Source organism: Methanolinea mesophila, assembly GCF_017873855.1.
Taxonomy (GTDB): Archaea; Halobacteriota; Methanomicrobia; order Methanomicrobiales; family Methanospirillaceae; genus Methanolinea_B; species Methanolinea_B mesophila.
Map to the genome: position 1 here is coordinate 1,722,989 of NZ_JAGGKR010000001.1, position 16,532 is coordinate 1,739,520.

Sequence of the window (16,532 nt, forward strand, 5' to 3'; positions counted from 1 at the left end):
GTTGTTAGTTCCCCTTCACTTCCGCTTCCTGCCGGATCCTCTCGATTGCCCGCACCGCCTTCTCACCCTTCTCCCGCGCCTCCGTCATGGCGGTCGGGTGGTTCTTCACCCCTTTCCACCGGTCCATCTGGTTGGCGATGATATTGTCGTAGTACTCGAAGCCGATGGTGTTGAAAAACGCGGTAATCGCCGGGAATGCCGCGTCAAAGACGTTGTCCCAGTCCTGGCCGGCAGTGGAGATGAAGATCCCCTTATGGAGCCTGATGTGTTCGTTGGAAAAATACAGGGTTTTTAAGATGAACTTCCGGGCCCAGATGTATTGCGCACGGTCTATCAGCCCCTTTAGCTCGGCGGTGATCCCCATGCTGTAGATAGGGGAGGCCACCGCGAGGCAGTCTACGCCCATAATCGTGTCGAAGAGAGGGATCGCCTCGTCCTTCACGATGCATTGCCCGTCCTTGTGGCAGGCGTTGCAGCCCCTGCAGGCGGAGTAGTCCAGGTCCTTGAGGATTACCTTCTCTACCGACGCCCCGGCATTCCTGGTCCCGTCGAGGAATGCATCGAGGAGCGTCTCGGTATTGCCGTGGCGATGGGGGCTTCCCGAGAGTCCCACGACCCTTACCGTCATGGCCTTACCGCTCCAGCCGCGTCCGTATCTCGGCTATAACTTCCCGGGCCATTTTCTCTGCGTCCTGTTTCGCGGTGGGGTGAGAGAGGATTGCACCTTTCTCGTCCACCTTGTTTACCATCAGGGAGCGGATGTCCCGGTCCGGGATGTCCACCACGTGGAACATGCACTTAACCGTGGGGATCGCCCCGTCAAACACGTGGGCCCAGTCCTGGCCGGCGGTGGAGAGAAAGACCCCGAGCCGCTTTCCCTTGAGTTCCGGTTCGACGACCGGGAGCTTGAGCACGTACTTCCTCGAACGGAAGACCTGGAACCGGTCGATCATGGCCTTGGTCTGCGCATTGATCCCCATGCAGAATATCGGCGCGGAGACGACCATCACGTTACATGCGGTGACCTTCGGCCCGAGCACGTCCATCCCGTCCCTCTGCACGCACTTGTTCAGGATCTCGCACGCGTTGCAGCCCTTGCAGGGGTTGACATCCGCCTCGTCGAGGGCTATCTTCTCGATCAGGACGTCATCCTCGCTCCGCATCTCTTCCAGGACCCAGTCGAGCAGGGTCTCGGAGTTTCCATGCCGTCTCGGGCTGCCTGCGATTGCCAGGACCTTTATAGGCATGGATCAGCCATTGGCCTCCGGAAGATAAAAATGCCATGTGTCGTTTCTCCCGGCGGGCGGAATGTCACTCCTGAATTGTCGGAACCAGGGGAAACAGATCATCCCCGGACTCCGGTCACGAAACATACCGGGGAGTTTGGGAAGCCCTGCAGAGGGTCCTGGACGAACCACGGGATTTTTCACCTTGAAAATTCCCCTCCCGGGTTTAAGAATGGAATTTAGTTGACCCTGCCATCCGGATAATTTTTATTTAGATAATTTTATCTTCATCGAACCCAAAATTCAGGATTAATATAATTTGGGGAAGATATATGAAACTGATTTTACTCATCGCTTTTCTGGTGGCCCTTTTCTCGGGGACGGCGTCCGCTTCGGTCAATATCATCATGCAGGGTGACGACGTCTTCATCGGCGAACAGGACCTCGATATCACGGGCGCCACAGGGGGCTTTTCCCAGCTTGCATGGTTTGCGTCGGGAACGAATCCGAACGCCGATACTCCGAATTACGTCATCCCTGTGGGAGATTCCACTCACTTCTATATCGCGCCCTCCACCTTCGTAGGCAGGACGGGGATCTGGTACAGGTGGGATATCGCCAACCAGGGACCGGCGTTCAGTGTGAATGATCCCTATATTGTGCTCAAAGTATGGGACCAGGACCTGCAGAAGGACGTCTCCGGGAAAGCCGTCGCTCCGGGGGATTTTGTCAATTTCAGGATCGAAAGCAACTTCTATCTCGTAGCGAACAGGCCGGGGTACAACCCCTCCACCGACGGGGTGATCGATATAAAGGTCAGGACCGGGGACGGCGCGATCTACACGTCATTGCATCAGAACGCCACCTTCTCTCTTCCCCTCGGGAACATCAACCTGAATTCCCAGCCGTTCTACTGGGTATCCCCCACTCCGCACGGGGGTGAGTATCCTTATTCCGGATGGAATACCGCGGCATCCACGACAGCCGGAGACCGGCTCTACCCGGCGGGAGTCTATACCTGCTGGGCGGAATGCGACCTCAACCATATCATGGAGAATTATAAAGACCCCGGCGGTCATGACTACACCGGGAAAACATACTCGGCAACGACGACCGTCTCAATTGCCCAGGATACGGTAAGGATCGAGACGAGCAAGGATACCGTGGTCCGGGGAAACCCTTTCTCGGTAACAATAACCGGCACACCAAACTCCAATTACTATCTCTGGGTCAAGGATACGGGTCAAATGACCGGACTTGCACATGATAGGCCCCCATTCATCACACAGGACCAGAGCAACGTCAACCAGAACCCCCCTGCAGGTAGTTACACAGCAATAGACATCGGTGCCTACGCGTACGAGGGGGGCAATGGAAGAACTATCGCCCAGGACGTACCCTCGAACTGGGACGGCGTGCCATCCGGAACCTACTACTATGCCTACATTCTGACGTCGGGCAGCGGCACCAGGACTATTTTGTGGCAGACATCTACCGATACCAGGGATCAGAATTACACCATCAGGGTGGAGAGGCAGCTCACCTCCGGCGTCTTTATTAACGATTTTGCTAGTGTAATCATTGAAAAGGGAACCGTCACCATTGTCGCAGCCGGCGACCAGAACTTCTTCCTGGGACAGGAAGTTCGGCTTTCCGGTACCGACTCCGAGACTGACAACGTGTACCTGTTCATTACCGGCCCGAACCTCTCCTCCGCCGGCGGCAGGCTGACCGACCCCAGGACCTCGGTGGTCGATGGCATCGCTTCAACCTTTGATTCTGCCGACGTCCAGGAAGACAACACCTGGTGGTTCACATGGCAGACCTCTAACCTGAACCTCGATGCCGGTACCTACACCGTATATGCTGTTGCAACCCCGAACAACCGGGATAACCTCGAAAATACCCAGTGGGGAAACGTCTCGCTCATCATCCGCAAACCATTCGTTGCCGCGGCAGTATCGAATCCGATTGTGGTGCCAGGCGAAGAATTTTCCATTTATGGAATCGCCGAAGGACAGCCCGCTCCGGGAGTCGCGGTCTGGATCTTCGGGGACGACTTCATGGACTACCAGACCGCAGGAGTAAGCCAGAACGCAAGTTTCTCTCACGAAATAAGTGGACAGATCACCGCCACCATGTCGCCCGGGCAGTATTCCGTCGTGGTCCAGCACCCCATGTATAACGATGTGCTAGATGCGTACCCCAATCCGATCCCGATCGACTATGAAGGGTACAATTACCCCCGGCACGGCCTTGTGCTCAGCACTTACCCAGCCCCGGACACGGTATGGATACCACTCCTGGGCCCGGGAAGCGTACAGGGCAGGAACGCTGCAGACGCGCTCACAAACCTTCTTGAAAGCCCGTATTTCGATGATACATATACACTGCTCCAGTTCACCGTGGTGCCCGGTGAAGAGATCGCTCCACTCCCCGTATATGTTTCCCCGGGGTGGAATCTTCTCTCTACACCCATAGCCCTCGATACTGACTACTCGAACCTCACTTCAATCTTCCCGGAAGAATCGCTCGCCCATATCTCAGTTATTCTTACCTGGGACGGTTCCGGGTGGTCCATCCCCGGCCCGGACTACCGGCTCGAGCCGCTCTATTGCCTGGTCGTAAAGAGCGATGCAACGGTGAACGGGTTCCTGACTCCGTCATCCGCGGTCACACCACCCCCTTCAAGGGTCCTTTCGCCGGGGATAAACCTCATCGGGCCCGCCCCCGAGGGATACTTCCCCCTCCCCGGATATGTATGGTTCTCTCCGATGCCGGTTGAACAGGCACTCGCGAGCGTCAGCGAGGGTCCGGGAGGAATTTCCGGGTATACCATGGTCATAAGCCCGAACATGAACCAGCCTGGCTGGGTATACACGAAGGGGATGCCTTCTCAGGATGTCGTGCCGTTCCATGGCTACTGGGTGATCATGGACAACCCGGACACGTTGTACGGGTTTTCTACCACGCCGGTCGGATAGGGCCCTTTTTTAATGCGGATTTGGATGGGGGGGACGTCCGTTCATTCCTCGTCCCATCCGCCGGAAAAGACGTACGACTGTCTTGATCGTTCGAGGAACCCCCCGCACTCCGGGCAGCGAAACGGCCCGGGCGGTGGCGCGCAGCATGAACACCCGGTATTGAGGTAGAATTCCCTCCCGCAGCCCGGACAATGCAGTCGTTCCATTATGATCTTATCTGGTCCCGGGTGCAGTTGAACCCTTCGAAAAAAGTGCCTGGCCCGGTGAAATGAAGGTAGAAAAATGGAGGGGCACTTAATTGCCCTCGCAGCAGGATGAGGGTTCTTCCTCTTCCCCGCCCCCGCAACAGGCCCCGTCATCGCCTCCGCACCCGCATTCACCGCTGTCCATGTCCTTTCCCCGAAGCGCGGCTGAGATCATGGCCCATGCACATCCAACCCCGCTCTGTACCTCGATCGCCTGGACCGGGCAGTTCAATGCACAGGCCCCGCACTCCATGCAGTCCGGGGGGTGCCGGAGCACCGCACGCTCAGGCCCTTCGGAAAAGACCCCGTGGGGGCAGACCTGGGTGCACCGACGGCAGTTGATACAGCGCTCGGGATAATAACGGAGGGTGGTCTCGACATAAGAATCAAACATCAGATCACTCCCATGAGACGGCTTACCCCGAGGAGTATTCCGAAGAGCACTCCCGCCACCGCCATGCCCGTCATGGGCTTCACGTACCGGAAGATCTCCTTTTTCACCCCGGTCCTTGAGGTGAACGGTGTCGAACCGGTGAAGTTGAGGGCAAGATAGGCGGTCACCGCAGGGATGAGCAACAGGGGGGTGACCGCTGCGAGGAGACCCGCCCAACCCGGGAGGCCCGGTCCGGCGGCGTACCATGCGGCAAAAGGCAGGGAGACCACGAACCCCAGAATAAAGCCTTTCATACTGAAATCACGCGTCGGGATGTACGGGAGCAGGAGGGGGAAGAGCACCGTGCCCGCAACCACCGCGGTGACAGCCGCAAGGGAACTAACCGGCCCCGCAAGGAAATAGAGAACGATAGCCACGACGATCGCCGGGAGGGCGACATGCACCAGCTCCACCGGAATCAGGACTGCCCTGTCGCGCACCGGGAAACGGACCCGCCGCATCGCGGGGGTAGCGGTATGGGTCTTCAGGTACTCGGGGAGATCCTCTGCCCGAACCGGGCCGTATTCCACTGAAAAACCCGATCTGCGGATAACTTCCGGCCAGGAGACCCCGGGTGCGCCGAGTTGGGGGAGGATGAGTTTCCTGTGCCGGACGATACCCGTGAGTCCGGTGTACTCGATCCTCTTCACCAGCTCGTCTGTGCCGAACGTCCCTTTGCCTGCGGCGCACCAGACGTTGATACCCTTCGTATCCAGGACGAGGATGTAACAGTCGAATCCTTCCAGCGCGGAACGAAGCGCATCGAAGCTCAGCGTATAGTTCGCAGAAACAAAAACCGGCGAATCAGGTGTGGGTTCACCCAGCCGGTAGAGTCCCGGGTCCACCCGGTGCCCCATGCGGTCGACACCCCACCGGGCGTAGAAGTGGTCAAGCCGGTCGGCAAAGGTCAGCGTGCTGGTTGCAGAAAGGATCTCACGATGTCCGGTCTGTGTATCGAATCCGCAATTCGCGGTGTTTTGTCCGCCTCCACAACACCCGGTGTTTCCCGGGGCAGTCTCATCGGTCAATCCCTGCCTCCTGCCTCCGTTCCCTGCATCAGGGGATCGAGCACCCCCTTTATCATATCGCTGAGATTATCGGATTTTAACAGTGCGAGACAGCATATCCGGCCGTCCCTCTCCCAGCTGATAAGGGCCAGTTTGTCGCCCGTCCGTATCCCGGCTCTCTCCCGTACGTCTTTTGGGAGCACCATCTGGCCGCGGTCGTCAACACTTAAGACCGCTTCGACCTGACACCCCCGGTTTTGCCCGCACCCGCACCCACCGTCGGGATCGGGAACTTCATTCTCCAGGTTCTTCCCCGTCATGCTCATGATTACTCTCAATAGTACTCCTTCATAGTATTTATATTATTCAGAATTATCAGAATAATCAAAATATTATGACAAATGATATGGTATAGGACACAGGAACCATGAGGCTGGGAACGCACCGCGACGATCACATCCCCCGAGTGCGGTGTGCAGGATTCGGCTCATTGCCGTAAAAGTAAAATAAATATTACTAAATGTAAGTAATTACTTACATATACATCGCGGGCCGGTAATGTACCGATACTTCATGCATTATATCGCAGGACATTCTTTACCAGAACGCCACGAAGGGCCGGGATGCCGGGGCGTGACAGAAAAAAGTTTAACGTATATTACCAAATGTCAATTATCTTACACGTAAGGAGTTTGGATGAAAAGAACATCTTTCTATATTCTTGCCGGGATTATCGGGCTGCTCGAGGTAGGAGCCTTCTGGCTCTCGGTCGATCTGCACAGCCCGCTGCTGATAATCCTCGCCTTCATCGGGGGAGTCATGCTCCTCTATGTGGCCCGGCGGAAGATCCACGATGTAAAAGAGGATGAAAGGGCGGTCCTGATCAACGAAAAAGCGGCAGTTCGCACGTTCCAGGTGTTCTGGGTGGTGTTTTTTGCGATCAGTCTGGGGGATGTGGTGCTGGGTCTCGGAGCGCCCGGGTTTCCGCGGCCGCCCCGGCCTCCCGACGAAGGTCTGGTCCCGCTCGGGCATATCGGCATCGTGCAGTTGCTGGTGCTGTTCCTGATGATAATCCTCTATGTGGGATTCAGGTTCTATTACGCACGGCAATACGGGGAGTGGGAGACCGATGAAGAACAGGATTAAGGTCTACCGGGCGATGCACGACCTCACCCAGGAGGCGCTCGCCAATGAGCTGGGTGTCACCCGGCAGACCATCCTCGCCATCGAGAAGGGGAAGTACGATCCCTCGCTCGACCTGGCGTTCAAGATCGCCCGGTATTTCGGGGTAACTATCGAGGACGTTTTTACTCCTTAATCATGAACACGTGCTATTTTTCCAATAGCTCCGGAATGCCAATATTTTTCCTGCCCCCCTGGTTCCTTAGGATCCACTGTGATCTGCCAGAAATATCCTGATAATCTCCGGGGAATGTCCTCACTGCGGTCTAACCACACGGGATGTCGGCACCCCGATTCGCCGCGAACAGGCGGTCGTTATTATTTTCCGGAATATCGTATGCGCCACAACACGAACTGCACTATTCCTGTCTGATTACGTGAGATCGCCGTTTATCCCGGTATCTGCCATGAAAAGGGTCCCGGACAGGACTCACCGTTTTTCTGCCGGGGAAATCGATCCGGATTCCCTCCGTCCACACCAAAAAGTAGCCGTAAAAATTCTTATTTTTCGAATAAACGGCAGTTTTCTGCCGCCAGGGGAAGGAGAGCAATTCGATTAGACATATATACCGTCCCTGATAAACCCCTTACCAATGGCGTCCCGGGATGAAAGTTCTTGATCTCGATTCTCTATGTGGATGACGAAGAGATGTTTCTCGAGATCGCGAAGGTATACCTCGAGCGTTCGGGAGACCTTGCAATCGACACCGCCAATTCTGCATATCGGGCGATTGAAATGCTTGAAAGCCGCCCCTACGATGCCATCATCTCAGATTACCAGATGCCCGGACTGACCGGGATCGACCTGCTGAAGTACATTCGTGCAAAAGACGCCCAGATTCCTTTTCTTCTTTTCACCGGCCGGGGCAGGGAAGAAGTAGCCATTGAGGCACTCAACAGCGGCGCGGATTATTACCTCCAGAAGGATACCCATTTCAAGTCCCAGTTCGCCCAGCTGGAGCACGAGATCAGGGAGTCTATACGCCGCCGGTATGCCGAACGTGAGAGGACCCGGATGGAATCGGCGCTCAGGATAAAGGATGCGGCGATCCGGTCCGCGTTAAGCCCTATCGCGATCTCCGATAAAGAAGGACACCTTCTCTACGTGAATCCCATGTGCCTCGCCACGTGGGGGTACCGGGATGCGAATGAAGTGATTGGCAGATCGGTCGCGGATTTTGTATACGACCCTTTCACCGCCATTCGTGCACTCGAAAAACTCCAGCGGGAGGGCCGGTGGCTGGGAGAGGTGACGGCCCGGAAACGTGATGGGTCCACCTTCGAGGCGAAGGTAAGCGCGAGCATGATCCTGGACGAGGACGGGAACCCGGCCGGACTGGTGGCATCGTTCACCGACCTCACGGAACAGAAACGTGCCTGGTCCGAGCTCGAGTCATACGCAAGGGACCTAAAGTTCATCTCCGAGAAGGCGATGGAAATGGCGGATTACCCGCTCGATGCGAATATTTTCGAATATATTGCACAGGCACTTCATTCGCTTGCCCCCGAGGGGACGGTCGTCCTGGTAAACTCGATCGACACCGGAAGCACTACGGTGAAGATAGAGGCGATCCGTGGTGCGGACCCGTACCTCCCAGGCATCGCCGAGATGCTCGGCCGTTCTCCGGTCGGCCTTACCTTCAGGGCCTCGGTTCAGGGAGTAAAAGAGATGCTCCTCGGTTCATTTGTGAATATTCCGGGGGGGATGTATGAACTCTCGTTCGGGCAGATGCCGGTAGAACTCTGCGGGAAGATAGATTCCCTGCCGTTCATGGGGAGCATGAGGGGCGCCGGGCTGTCATGGAAAGGGCAGGTCTACGGGATAGCGATCCTCCTGCTCCCCCCGGGTTCGGCGCCAGAACACCCCGATATCCTGGACATGTTCGTACGGCATGCCGCTTCTGTGCTGCAGCGACGGCAGGCCGAGGAAGCGCTCCGGGCTGGAAGGGATTGATCGATTGTTCAGGTCTTCTTACCTCTTCTTTTTCCTATTCATTGCAGAGTTCAGGCGTATCGGAGGTGTGAGGGATCGCCCGGGAGAAACACCGGTATGATCCGGGGATCCCCGCCGTCTGCATCCGGGTCGAAAATACCCCGAACATGCCAGGGACTGCAGAGAATGCCCTGCATGATGAACAATCCGCCCTGATGACCGGGCCCCGGGATCACCGGCCAGGCGGGAATTCCGTGGGAACCCTGAACCCGGCAACATGCCTGATTTTAGCGGCATGCTCCTGTAACCTCTCCTCGCAGAGCTACCGGCACGAGGAGTCATCGGTTGTGGTGAAAAAAGGAAAAAAGATCAGATCTTCTTAAAGCAAAGGTACCAGTCCTTGCACTCGTACCCTTCAGAGAGCCTTTTATCCATCTCGGCCTTATTCTTCGGCGCAGGAACCACTACTTTGTCTCCCGGCTGCCAGTTGGCAGGGGTGGCGACCCCGTACTTGTCCGAGGTCTGGAGCGCTTTGACCAGCCGGATGATCTCGGGGATGTAGCGGCCGTTGGACGAGGGGTAATAGATCATGGCTCTCATGATCCCCTTGTCGTCGATGAAAAAGACGGTGCGGATTGTGGCGGTGTCACTGATTCCCGGGTGTAACATTCCGTACTTTTTGGCTACCTTCATATCCAGGTCCGCGATGATGGGGAACGGGATCTCGACCCCCATCTTCTCCTTCACGCTCCGGATCCAGGCCAGGTGGGAATGGACGGAATCGATGGAAAGGCCGATCAACTGCACGTTGAGGGCCTTTAATTCTTCAGCAACCCCAGAAAATGCGATAAACTCGGTAGTACAGACGGGGGTGAAGTCTGCGGGATGAGAGAACAACACCACCCATTTCCCCTTGAGGTCCGACAGTTTCAGGGGGCCGTTGGTCGTAGCCGCCTCGAAGTCCGGCGCAGGCTCTCCAAGAACCGGCATGCTGCTGAAATCTCCGCACATCGCAATCACTTCAGGAATTCTTCCGCGGCGGATTTACCATAGACATACGCCGGCATTCCGGCAAGGAGGAAGGCGACTCTCATAGCCTCGTCCATCTCTTCCATGGTGACTCCGAGATGTTTTGCACCCGCCATTTGTGCCCTCACCGCATGGCGGTCACGAAGGGCTGCGGCGATTGCTACCGCGATCAGTTTCTTGGTCTTTTTCGACAGCGCTCCGTCGGCCCACACCATCTGATCGAGGGCCATGACGGATTTATAGAGCGCCGGGTCGATCTTCTGCAGGTCCTCAAAGATCTTCGGGACCTTGCCGATCTTGTCTTCCAGGTCTTTTAACTGTTTATCCATTCTCATTCACCCCTTTATGCGGTTCATCGGCTGGCCACAGCAGACCAGTTCTCCTCCCCCGGCCACCTTGACGACCACGACGTTTCCGCATATCTCACATTCATATACTTCTCCCTCTTTCGAAACATTGACCATTCTTCTAAAACCTCCTTTCAATGTACATTCTGTAACGGGAACTGGCGCTAATAAGCAAAAAAAGTTATGGAAGCGGGAAGGGCAGAATGAATGACGTTCGCCCGGAAAGAAAAAAAGCTAAAAAGAGATCTTTACTGAAGACTGTCTCCGCGCTTCGGCGGTTTCTTCGCATCCTCCGGCGTTTTGATATCCGGACGGATATGTGTCATGGGGAAGCACTGATATTCTGCACAGGCGCAGTGGGGGCACTTCCTCAGGTCCTGCTCGGTTTTATCCAGTTCATATTCTCGTCCGCAATCGAGACAGACATACTTGCCGGGCCCAACTTTCTGGCCTGCCGTCACCTTTTCGGTCACTTGAATCACCTAACTCCTCTTTAGGCGTGAAAGTTATTTATCATTTGTGTTTGGGAATCCAAAATGAGGAGGACTCACCAAAATTCGCCTGATATCGGGGAGATTTCAGGTAACAATCCGGGTCTGGTTCCAAAGATATATGCGTTCCCGGGAGGAAACACTCGTTCATGCCGCCAACCGTGATAGGAGTCCTCGGAAGCCCCCTCTACTCCGGGAATACGGCGAAACTCCTCGATCGTGCACTGGACGGGGCGAAAGATGCAGGGTGCACGGTGGAGAAGATCGAGGTATGCAGGCTTGATTTCCGGTCATGCAGGGAGATCTTCTATTGCGTCGAGCACGACACATGTGCCATGAAGGACGACATGACCCCCATGTATGCCCGTTTTTCCACCCTTGACGGGGTGATCCTTGCCTCGCCGGTCATGACCATGGGGATCCCCGGAGTCCTGAAATCGTTCATGGACCGGTTCCAGGTCTATTTCATGGCAAAATACGTGCGGAATTCCCCATTCGTCCCAAAAGAGAAACGTGATCGCCGCAAAGGGCTCTATATCGCGATTTCAGGGATGAACGTCCCGTACGTGTTCGACGGGGCGAAACTCACCGTGAAGGCATTTTTCTCCATCATCGATGTGGAATACTGGGGAGAACTGCTCATCCCCGATATGGATAACATCCGGGACATCACCACCCGCCCTGAGCACCTCGAAGAGGCGTACCGGAAAGGATACGAAATGGGGCGGGCGCTTGTTTCTGAATCATGAGATGGCGGACACCGGGAATTTCCCGGTGTCCCCTACGTGGAGGATTTGAGTTCCGGGAAATCCTGGAATTCCTTTTTTACCGATCAGACCTGTCCCCGCTCTTTGAGAGACACGAATCCATCGCCGGTCACGATGAGGTGATCGAGTACCCTGATCCCCAGGAGTTCTCCTGCCTCTACCAGCTGGCGGGTTATGGCCAGGTCCTGGCTGCTGGGCTCCAGGGTCCCCGACGGGTGGTTATGCACGCAGATCACCGCGGCCGCCCGGTCGGCGATGGCATCCGCAAAGACCTCCCTGGGGTGCACGAGGCTGTGGTTCAGCAGGCCGACGGTCACGATCCGGGTCTCGATAACCTCATTCGCCCCGTTGAGGGTGACGACCACGAAATGTTCCTGCCGTTTTCCCTCGAGGAATTTTACCAGGGGGAGCACGTCGACAGGGCCGGCGATCTTTACCCGCTTCCCCGGGGGAGGCAGGTACCGGCGGGCGAGCTCGAACGAGGCCAGGATCTGGGACGCTTTTGCAGCCCCCATCCCCTTTATCCCTGCAAGGGTTGAGAAGCGCAGATCGCTCAACGGTTCGAGCGCCCGGACGACCTCTCCTGAGACCTCGAACACATCCTTCCCCTTCATCCCGCTCCCGATGATCGCGGCTACCAGTTCCCTGTCAGAGAGCGATTCAGCCCCACTGCGGGCCAGTTTCTCACGGGGGCGATCGGCGGGGTCGATATTCCGGATCTTCTTCATACCTGGGTGCCACCTTGATTGATCGGAAATTTTTCTCACGGTGGGACACAAAGGCCTGTCGTTTTATCCCCGCCTCCCGTTCTGCAGGGGTGACGGTTCCCCTGTGTCACTCATTAATTTCTTCGGAATGCCGAACGAGGCCCCGAGTGCGTGCACCCGTGAAATCAAGGCCCGGACATGTGCCCGTATCGTGGGAGAAGAGCCGGAGGGAGGGCGGGAACCATACCTTGATATGAATTTCGTCCCACACTACTCCCCATGGCAACAATGGAAGATGCAATGGAGGCATTCGCCGGGGAATCCCAGGCGAACCGGAAGTACATGATTTTTGCCGACCAGGCGGTCGCCGAGGGATTCCCTCATATCGCGAGGCTGTTCCGGGCGGCATCGGAGGCAGAAGCGATCCACGCGAAGAAACTGATGAAAGCGATGGGTAAGGTGGAGAGCACCGAGAAGAACCTGGAAGGTGCGGTCGCCGGGGAGACCCACGAATTCAAGAATATGTATCCCGGGTTCCTCAAGGATGCGGAAGCGGAGAAGAAGAGCGACATGGCCCTGGTCTTCACCTACGCAATGAAAGCCGAGGAAATACATGCAAACCACTACAAGGACGCTTTGAAGGCCCTGAAAGCAGGCCAGGACATGTCCAACCGGACCGTGTATCTCTGCCCCGCATGCGGGGCGATCTTCCTCGAGCCCGCGCCCGAAAAGTGCCCGGTGTGCAGTGCGGTCAGGAAGATATTCCGGGTTATCGAATAATCACACGACCCTTTTTTATACGGAAATGCCCCCGGCATTTCATTTCGAATGCCTGCGTCCTGGAAAGGAATCATGTGATTTTTCACGCGGGGATGACCCCCGTGCACGCATCGCCGACGGCGCGACCTGACCGGATCGGCCGTCTCCGAAGCTTTATACCCGGTCAGGGGCATAGAAACGGATGAATGCCGAAGGTCACAGTATACTATACCCAGGGGTGCCCGTACTGCAGGATGGTCAAAGCGTTCCTGGATAAGCACGGGGTGGAGTACGAGGCCATTGATGTGGGCGCCGATAAAGAGGCCGCCAAGAAGATGGTGGAGATCTCCGGGCAGTACGGTGTCCCGGTGACCACGGTTGACGAAGAGGTGATCGTCGGGTTTGACAGCCAGCGGTTGAACGAACTCTTCGGTACGGCAAAGGAAGGAGACCTGTACGACGTCCTGATCGTCGGGGCGGGTCCTGCAGGGCTTACCGCGGGTGTGTACTGTTCGAGAAAGGGTGTAAAAACCGTGATCATCAGCGAGAACATCGGGGGCCAGGCGCTGGAGAGCTGGGCCATCGATAACTACATGGGCTACCGGATGATCAGCGGGGACGAGCTGATGCGCAAGTTCGAGGAACAGGTCCGTTCGCAGAACATCCACGTGGAACTGGACCGGGTCGCCGGGCTCCGGAAGGAGGGGGTGCTCTTCATGGTCGATACCGTGACCAATGCCACGTACATCGCCCGTACAGTAATCCTCGCCCAGGGAAAACGTCCACGGAAACTGGGTGTCGAAGGGGAGGAGAAGTATCTCGGCCGGGGGCTTTCGGTCTGTGCCACCTGCGACGGGCCGCTCTTTCGGGACAAGGTCGTGGCGATCGTGGGGGGCGGGAACTCTGCCCTGCAGACCGCGATCGAGATGAGCGGGATCGCGAGGGAAGTCCATCTTATCGTGAGAAGCACCATCCGGGCGGACCAGAACTACGTGAATATCTACCAGGAGAAGAAGAATATCGTCACTCACCTGGACAGTGCGGTCGTCACGCTGCACGGGAATACCGTGCTCACCGGGATCACCATCCGGGAAAAGAAGACCGGAAAGGAGACTATGATCACACTCGACGGGGTCTTCGCCGAGATCGGGTGGGTTCCCAACACAGATTTTTTGGAAGGTCTGGTGGAGATGAACGACCAGAAAGAGGTCGTCGTGGATGTAAACTGCCACACCAGCATCGAGGGGCTCTTTGCCGCGGGCGATATCACCAATATCAAGACAAAACAGATTATCACCGCGTCGGGCGAGGGGGCAAAAGCAGCCCTCGAGGCGTACGAATACCTGCTGATTACCTCGGCGGGATAGCGGCACTACCCCGGGGGCGTTACCGGCGGAGATCCCGCACCGGGACGCGGTTTCCCGCCAGTCTGATATCCGGATCTCCCCAGACAGTTTCCTATTTTTTCGAAAAAAGAACGATTCTGTTGGTATTCGTTCCCCTGGAATTGTTCCCGATCCCCCAGATATGGGAGGTCTTAGTGAAGGCCTGTTCATGTACCACGATCCCCAGGCAGGAGAATCCTGCCCTGGTCCCGAGGGGGACGACCGCTTCGTCCAGCCGGAGTGTCCGGTTCCGCACTTCTCCCACCTCGAATGCCACATGGCCTCCCGGGGCGGTAATCCGGTACAGTTCTTCAAACGTCGCCTCCATGACAGAGGACCACTCCCCGAGAGAGCGGGTGATCGTGATCCCTTCCTCGATCTGCCCGGGATCGATACCGTTGAACCAGCACCGCAGCCAGTTGTCCTTGCTGTACTGGACCACATCAAGAAACGGGGGCGAAGTCACGGTGAGATTCACGGAATTATCATGGATATCAGGGGTACATCTCGAATCGTTACAGAGAAACAAGGCTGATCCGCCGATGTCCTCCAGCATCCTCACGGTCTCCGGGGTGAGGTCTTTCGTCAGTGACCTGGTTTTTTTCAGGATGATCGCCCGTGTATCACGGTATTCGGGTGACTGCGCTCTCCGGGCATTGATCTTCCGCTGGCCTTCGGGGCTCGCGGCCTGGTTCGGGGGGAGCGTGTAGACCGAGAAGAAACCGGGGGAATGCCCGGTGAGCCGGTTGGTGGCCACCATCCGGATCCACCGGTCCGCCCGGTCCTCTTTTCCGCTCTCCCTCCTGGCACACAGGTAAGCCCGGAGCGAGAGGATTTCCTCCAACGTATCGGGGTGGTAGAACATGGAAAGGTCGGGTCCGGTCGTGCAGGGCCCGGGTGGAACGAGAGACCCGAGCCTTTCCGCGACCTCCGCGTATGAAGGAATAAAAAACCTCGGAGCGGTCAGGATCCGGGAGAGCGGGTTGATATCGTTGGCGACGACCTGCCGGCCCATGAGCCCGGCCTCGAGGACCGTGGTCCCCCTGCCGGAGAAGGGGTCATAGACGCGGTCTCCCGGCCTTGTGAGCAGATTGATGAAGAAACGGGGGAGCTGGGGTTTAAAACACGCCCGGTAGGAGATCTCCTGGAGTGAGGAGGCCTTTCTCTGTGCCGGGGTCCAGAACTCGTTGGTAAAGCGGGGGACGGTCTCACCCCCGATCTCCAGGTAATCCGTCCGGGTCCCCGGTCCCGTTCTCCCCGTATCCGATAAGCGGAACTTTTGCAGGTATCCACGCAGATCCATGCCAGAATGCTCAAAGAATTATGAACCGGGTTGTACATCAAATGTGGCATGCTGCGGTGCGATCCGGTCCGGTCACATGCGATCCTTTTTAGCACATGATTTTTGTACGGTACCCTCATGGACGAGATCATGCGGAAGACGGTGCACATCGTCTTCGGACTGGGCATCACCGCGATGATCTACTTTCTTGACCGGGACCTGGCCATCACATTTCTCGCCCTGGGACTCTTCGTGGGGGCTATTCTCTCGGATGCGGTCCACAACGGGCACCCCGTCCCCCTCATTTCCTACCTGATCAAAAGCCTTGAGAGAAAAGATGTCCTCCCGGGGAAAGGAGCGCTGTATTTTGCCCTGAGTTCCCTCTTCTGCCTGATTGTCTTTCCAAAACAGGTGGTGGTCCCCGCGGTGCTCACCCTCACGCTGCTTGACGGCTTTGCGACCATCGTGGGCATCCGGTTCGGAAAACAGAAGATCTGGAAGAACAAAACCTCAGAAGGACTATTTGCGGGAGTGGGTGTTGCCGTGATCGCCATGCTCCCGCTTATCGCACCCCTGCAGGCACTGGTCGCGGCAATCGTAGCCGGTGTGGTGGAACTCCTCTCCCCGGTGGATGACAACCTGCTGATCCCGGTTGCGGTCTGTATCGTGCTCACCCTGATGGCAACCGGATGAATTGAGGTCCCGGTGGGAATTTCAGCAGGGCACGTCCCGTCTCGCCGATAATTTATATTCTC

The 16,532-nt window shown here is 56.7% G+C and carries 19 protein-coding genes; 8 read left to right on the forward strand and 11 right to left on the reverse strand.

Translation table 11 applies throughout. The features are described 5' to 3' along the window. Nucleotides 1–4: 4 nt before the first annotated feature. Together J2741_RS08055 and J2741_RS08060 are read right to left on the reverse strand one after the other, a co-directional pair. Nucleotides 5–628, reverse strand: a complete 624-nt coding sequence (locus tag J2741_RS08055) for a flavodoxin family protein (RefSeq protein ID WP_209674658.1) — start codon at nt 626–628, stop codon at nt 5–7. 4 nt (nt 629–632) lie between these two features. Then, nucleotides 633–1,247, reverse strand: coding sequence for a flavodoxin family protein (locus tag J2741_RS08060; RefSeq protein WP_209674659.1), 615 nt, complete (start codon nt 1,245–1,247; stop codon nt 633–635). A 311-nt stretch (nt 1,248–1,558) separates the two neighbouring features. Between J2741_RS08060 and J2741_RS08065 the strand changes: the two genes are divergently transcribed. Next, entirely contained in the window at nt 1,559–4,210 is a 2,652-nt protein-coding gene (locus J2741_RS08065; RefSeq protein WP_209674661.1) for an MEMAR_RS02690 family S-layer glycoprotein, read from the forward strand. Between the two features lie 294 nt (nt 4,211–4,504). Here the strand turns inward: J2741_RS08065 and hgcB are convergent, their stop codons facing one another. Genes hgcB through hgcC form a run of 3 tightly spaced genes read right to left on the reverse strand, consistent with a single transcriptional unit; the run spans nt 4,505 to nt 6,215 of the window. Then, nucleotides 4,505–4,849, reverse strand: coding sequence for a mercury methylation ferredoxin HgcB (hgcB, locus tag J2741_RS08070; RefSeq protein WP_209674662.1), 345 nt, complete (start codon nt 4,847–4,849; stop codon nt 4,505–4,507). Beyond that, nucleotides 4,849–5,916 (reverse strand): mercury methylation corrinoid protein HgcA, encoded by a 1,068-nt coding sequence (hgcA, locus tag J2741_RS08075; protein ID WP_245249458.1) that lies wholly within the window; start codon nt 5,914–5,916, stop codon nt 4,849–4,851. The genes hgcB and hgcA overlap by 1 nt, the downstream gene beginning before the upstream one ends. Continuing rightward, a complete protein-coding gene (gene hgcC, locus J2741_RS08080; RefSeq protein ID WP_209674663.1) occupies nt 5,913–6,215 on the reverse strand; it encodes an HgcAB-associated protein HgcC in 303 nt (100 codons plus the stop codon). Before hgcC ends, hgcA begins: the two co-directional genes overlap by 4 nt. A 376-nt stretch (nt 6,216–6,591) precedes the next feature. On the opposite strand from hgcC, the gene J2741_RS08085 reads away from it, so the two are divergent. The 3 genes from J2741_RS08085 to J2741_RS08095 all read left to right on the forward strand — a co-directional run bounded on the left by J2741_RS08085 (nt 6,592) and on the right by J2741_RS08095 (nt 9,031). After that, nucleotides 6,592–7,041: a DUF2178 domain-containing protein gene (locus J2741_RS08085; protein ID WP_209674664.1), complete on the forward strand. Its 450-nt coding sequence runs from the start codon at nt 6,592–6,594 to the stop codon at nt 7,039–7,041. Further along, nucleotides 7,025–7,213 (forward strand): helix-turn-helix transcriptional regulator, encoded by a 189-nt coding sequence (locus J2741_RS08090; protein ID WP_209674665.1) that lies wholly within the window; start codon nt 7,025–7,027, stop codon nt 7,211–7,213. The genes J2741_RS08085 and J2741_RS08090 overlap by 17 nt, the downstream gene beginning before the upstream one ends. Nucleotides 7,214–7,693: 480 nt before the next feature. After that, the gene (locus J2741_RS08095; protein ID WP_209674666.1) at nt 7,694–9,031 is read left to right on the forward strand and encodes a PAS domain-containing response regulator; all 1,338 of its coding nucleotides are present in this window, start codon (nt 7,694–7,696) and stop codon (nt 9,029–9,031) included. 348 nt (nt 9,032–9,379) lie between these two features. On the opposite strand, the gene J2741_RS08100 is transcribed toward J2741_RS08095, so the two are convergent. The 4 genes from J2741_RS08100 to J2741_RS08115 form a co-directional block, all read right to left on the reverse strand. Then, entirely contained in the window at nt 9,380–10,000 is a 621-nt protein-coding gene (locus tag J2741_RS08100) for a peroxiredoxin (RefSeq protein ID WP_342452246.1), read from the reverse strand. A 26-nt stretch (nt 10,001–10,026) separates the two neighbouring features. Further along, nucleotides 10,027–10,368 (reverse strand): carboxymuconolactone decarboxylase family protein, encoded by a 342-nt coding sequence (locus J2741_RS08105; RefSeq protein ID WP_209674668.1) that lies wholly within the window; start codon nt 10,366–10,368, stop codon nt 10,027–10,029. 6 nt (nt 10,369–10,374) lie between these two features. Then, nucleotides 10,375–10,503 carry a desulfoferrodoxin FeS4 iron-binding domain-containing protein gene (locus J2741_RS08110; RefSeq protein ID WP_209674671.1) on the reverse strand — a complete coding sequence of 43 codons (129 nt, stop codon included), beginning with the start codon at nt 10,501–10,503 and terminating at the stop codon, nt 10,375–10,377. Between the two features lie 131 nt (nt 10,504–10,634). Continuing rightward, nucleotides 10,635–10,868 carry a zinc ribbon-containing protein gene (locus J2741_RS08115; RefSeq protein ID WP_209674673.1) on the reverse strand — a complete coding sequence of 78 codons (234 nt, stop codon included), beginning with the start codon at nt 10,866–10,868 and terminating at the stop codon, nt 10,635–10,637. A 158-nt stretch (nt 10,869–11,026) separates the two neighbouring features. On the opposite strand from J2741_RS08115, the gene J2741_RS08120 reads away from it, so the two are divergent. Next, nucleotides 11,027–11,626: a flavodoxin family protein gene (locus J2741_RS08120; protein ID WP_209674675.1), complete on the forward strand. Its 600-nt coding sequence runs from the start codon at nt 11,027–11,029 to the stop codon at nt 11,624–11,626. Nucleotides 11,627–11,709: 83 nt separating this feature from the next. On the opposite strand, the gene radC is transcribed toward J2741_RS08120, so the two are convergent. Then, nucleotides 11,710–12,372, reverse strand: a complete 663-nt coding sequence (gene radC / locus J2741_RS08125) for a RadC family protein (RefSeq protein WP_209674677.1) — start codon at nt 12,370–12,372, stop codon at nt 11,710–11,712. Between the two features lie 258 nt (nt 12,373–12,630). On the opposite strand from radC, the gene J2741_RS08130 reads away from it, so the two are divergent. Next, entirely contained in the window at nt 12,631–13,131 is a 501-nt protein-coding gene (locus J2741_RS08130; protein WP_209674679.1) for a rubrerythrin family protein, read from the forward strand. Nucleotides 13,132–13,316: 185 nt separating this feature from the next. After that, entirely contained in the window at nt 13,317–14,477 is a 1,161-nt protein-coding gene (locus J2741_RS08135; RefSeq protein WP_209674681.1) for an FAD-dependent oxidoreductase, read from the forward strand. Nucleotides 14,478–14,568: 91 nt separating this feature from the next. Here J2741_RS08135 and J2741_RS08140 read toward each other — a convergent pair whose 3' ends face one another. Further along, nucleotides 14,569–15,798: a DNA methyltransferase gene (locus J2741_RS08140; RefSeq protein ID WP_209674683.1), complete on the reverse strand. Its 1,230-nt coding sequence runs from the start codon at nt 15,796–15,798 to the stop codon at nt 14,569–14,571. Between the two features lie 117 nt (nt 15,799–15,915). On the opposite strand from J2741_RS08140, the gene J2741_RS08145 reads away from it, so the two are divergent. Next, nucleotides 15,916–16,470, forward strand: a complete 555-nt coding sequence (locus J2741_RS08145; protein WP_209674685.1) for a diacylglycerol/polyprenol kinase family protein — start codon at nt 15,916–15,918, stop codon at nt 16,468–16,470. The last annotated feature ends 62 nt before the right edge of the window (nt 16,471–16,532 follow it).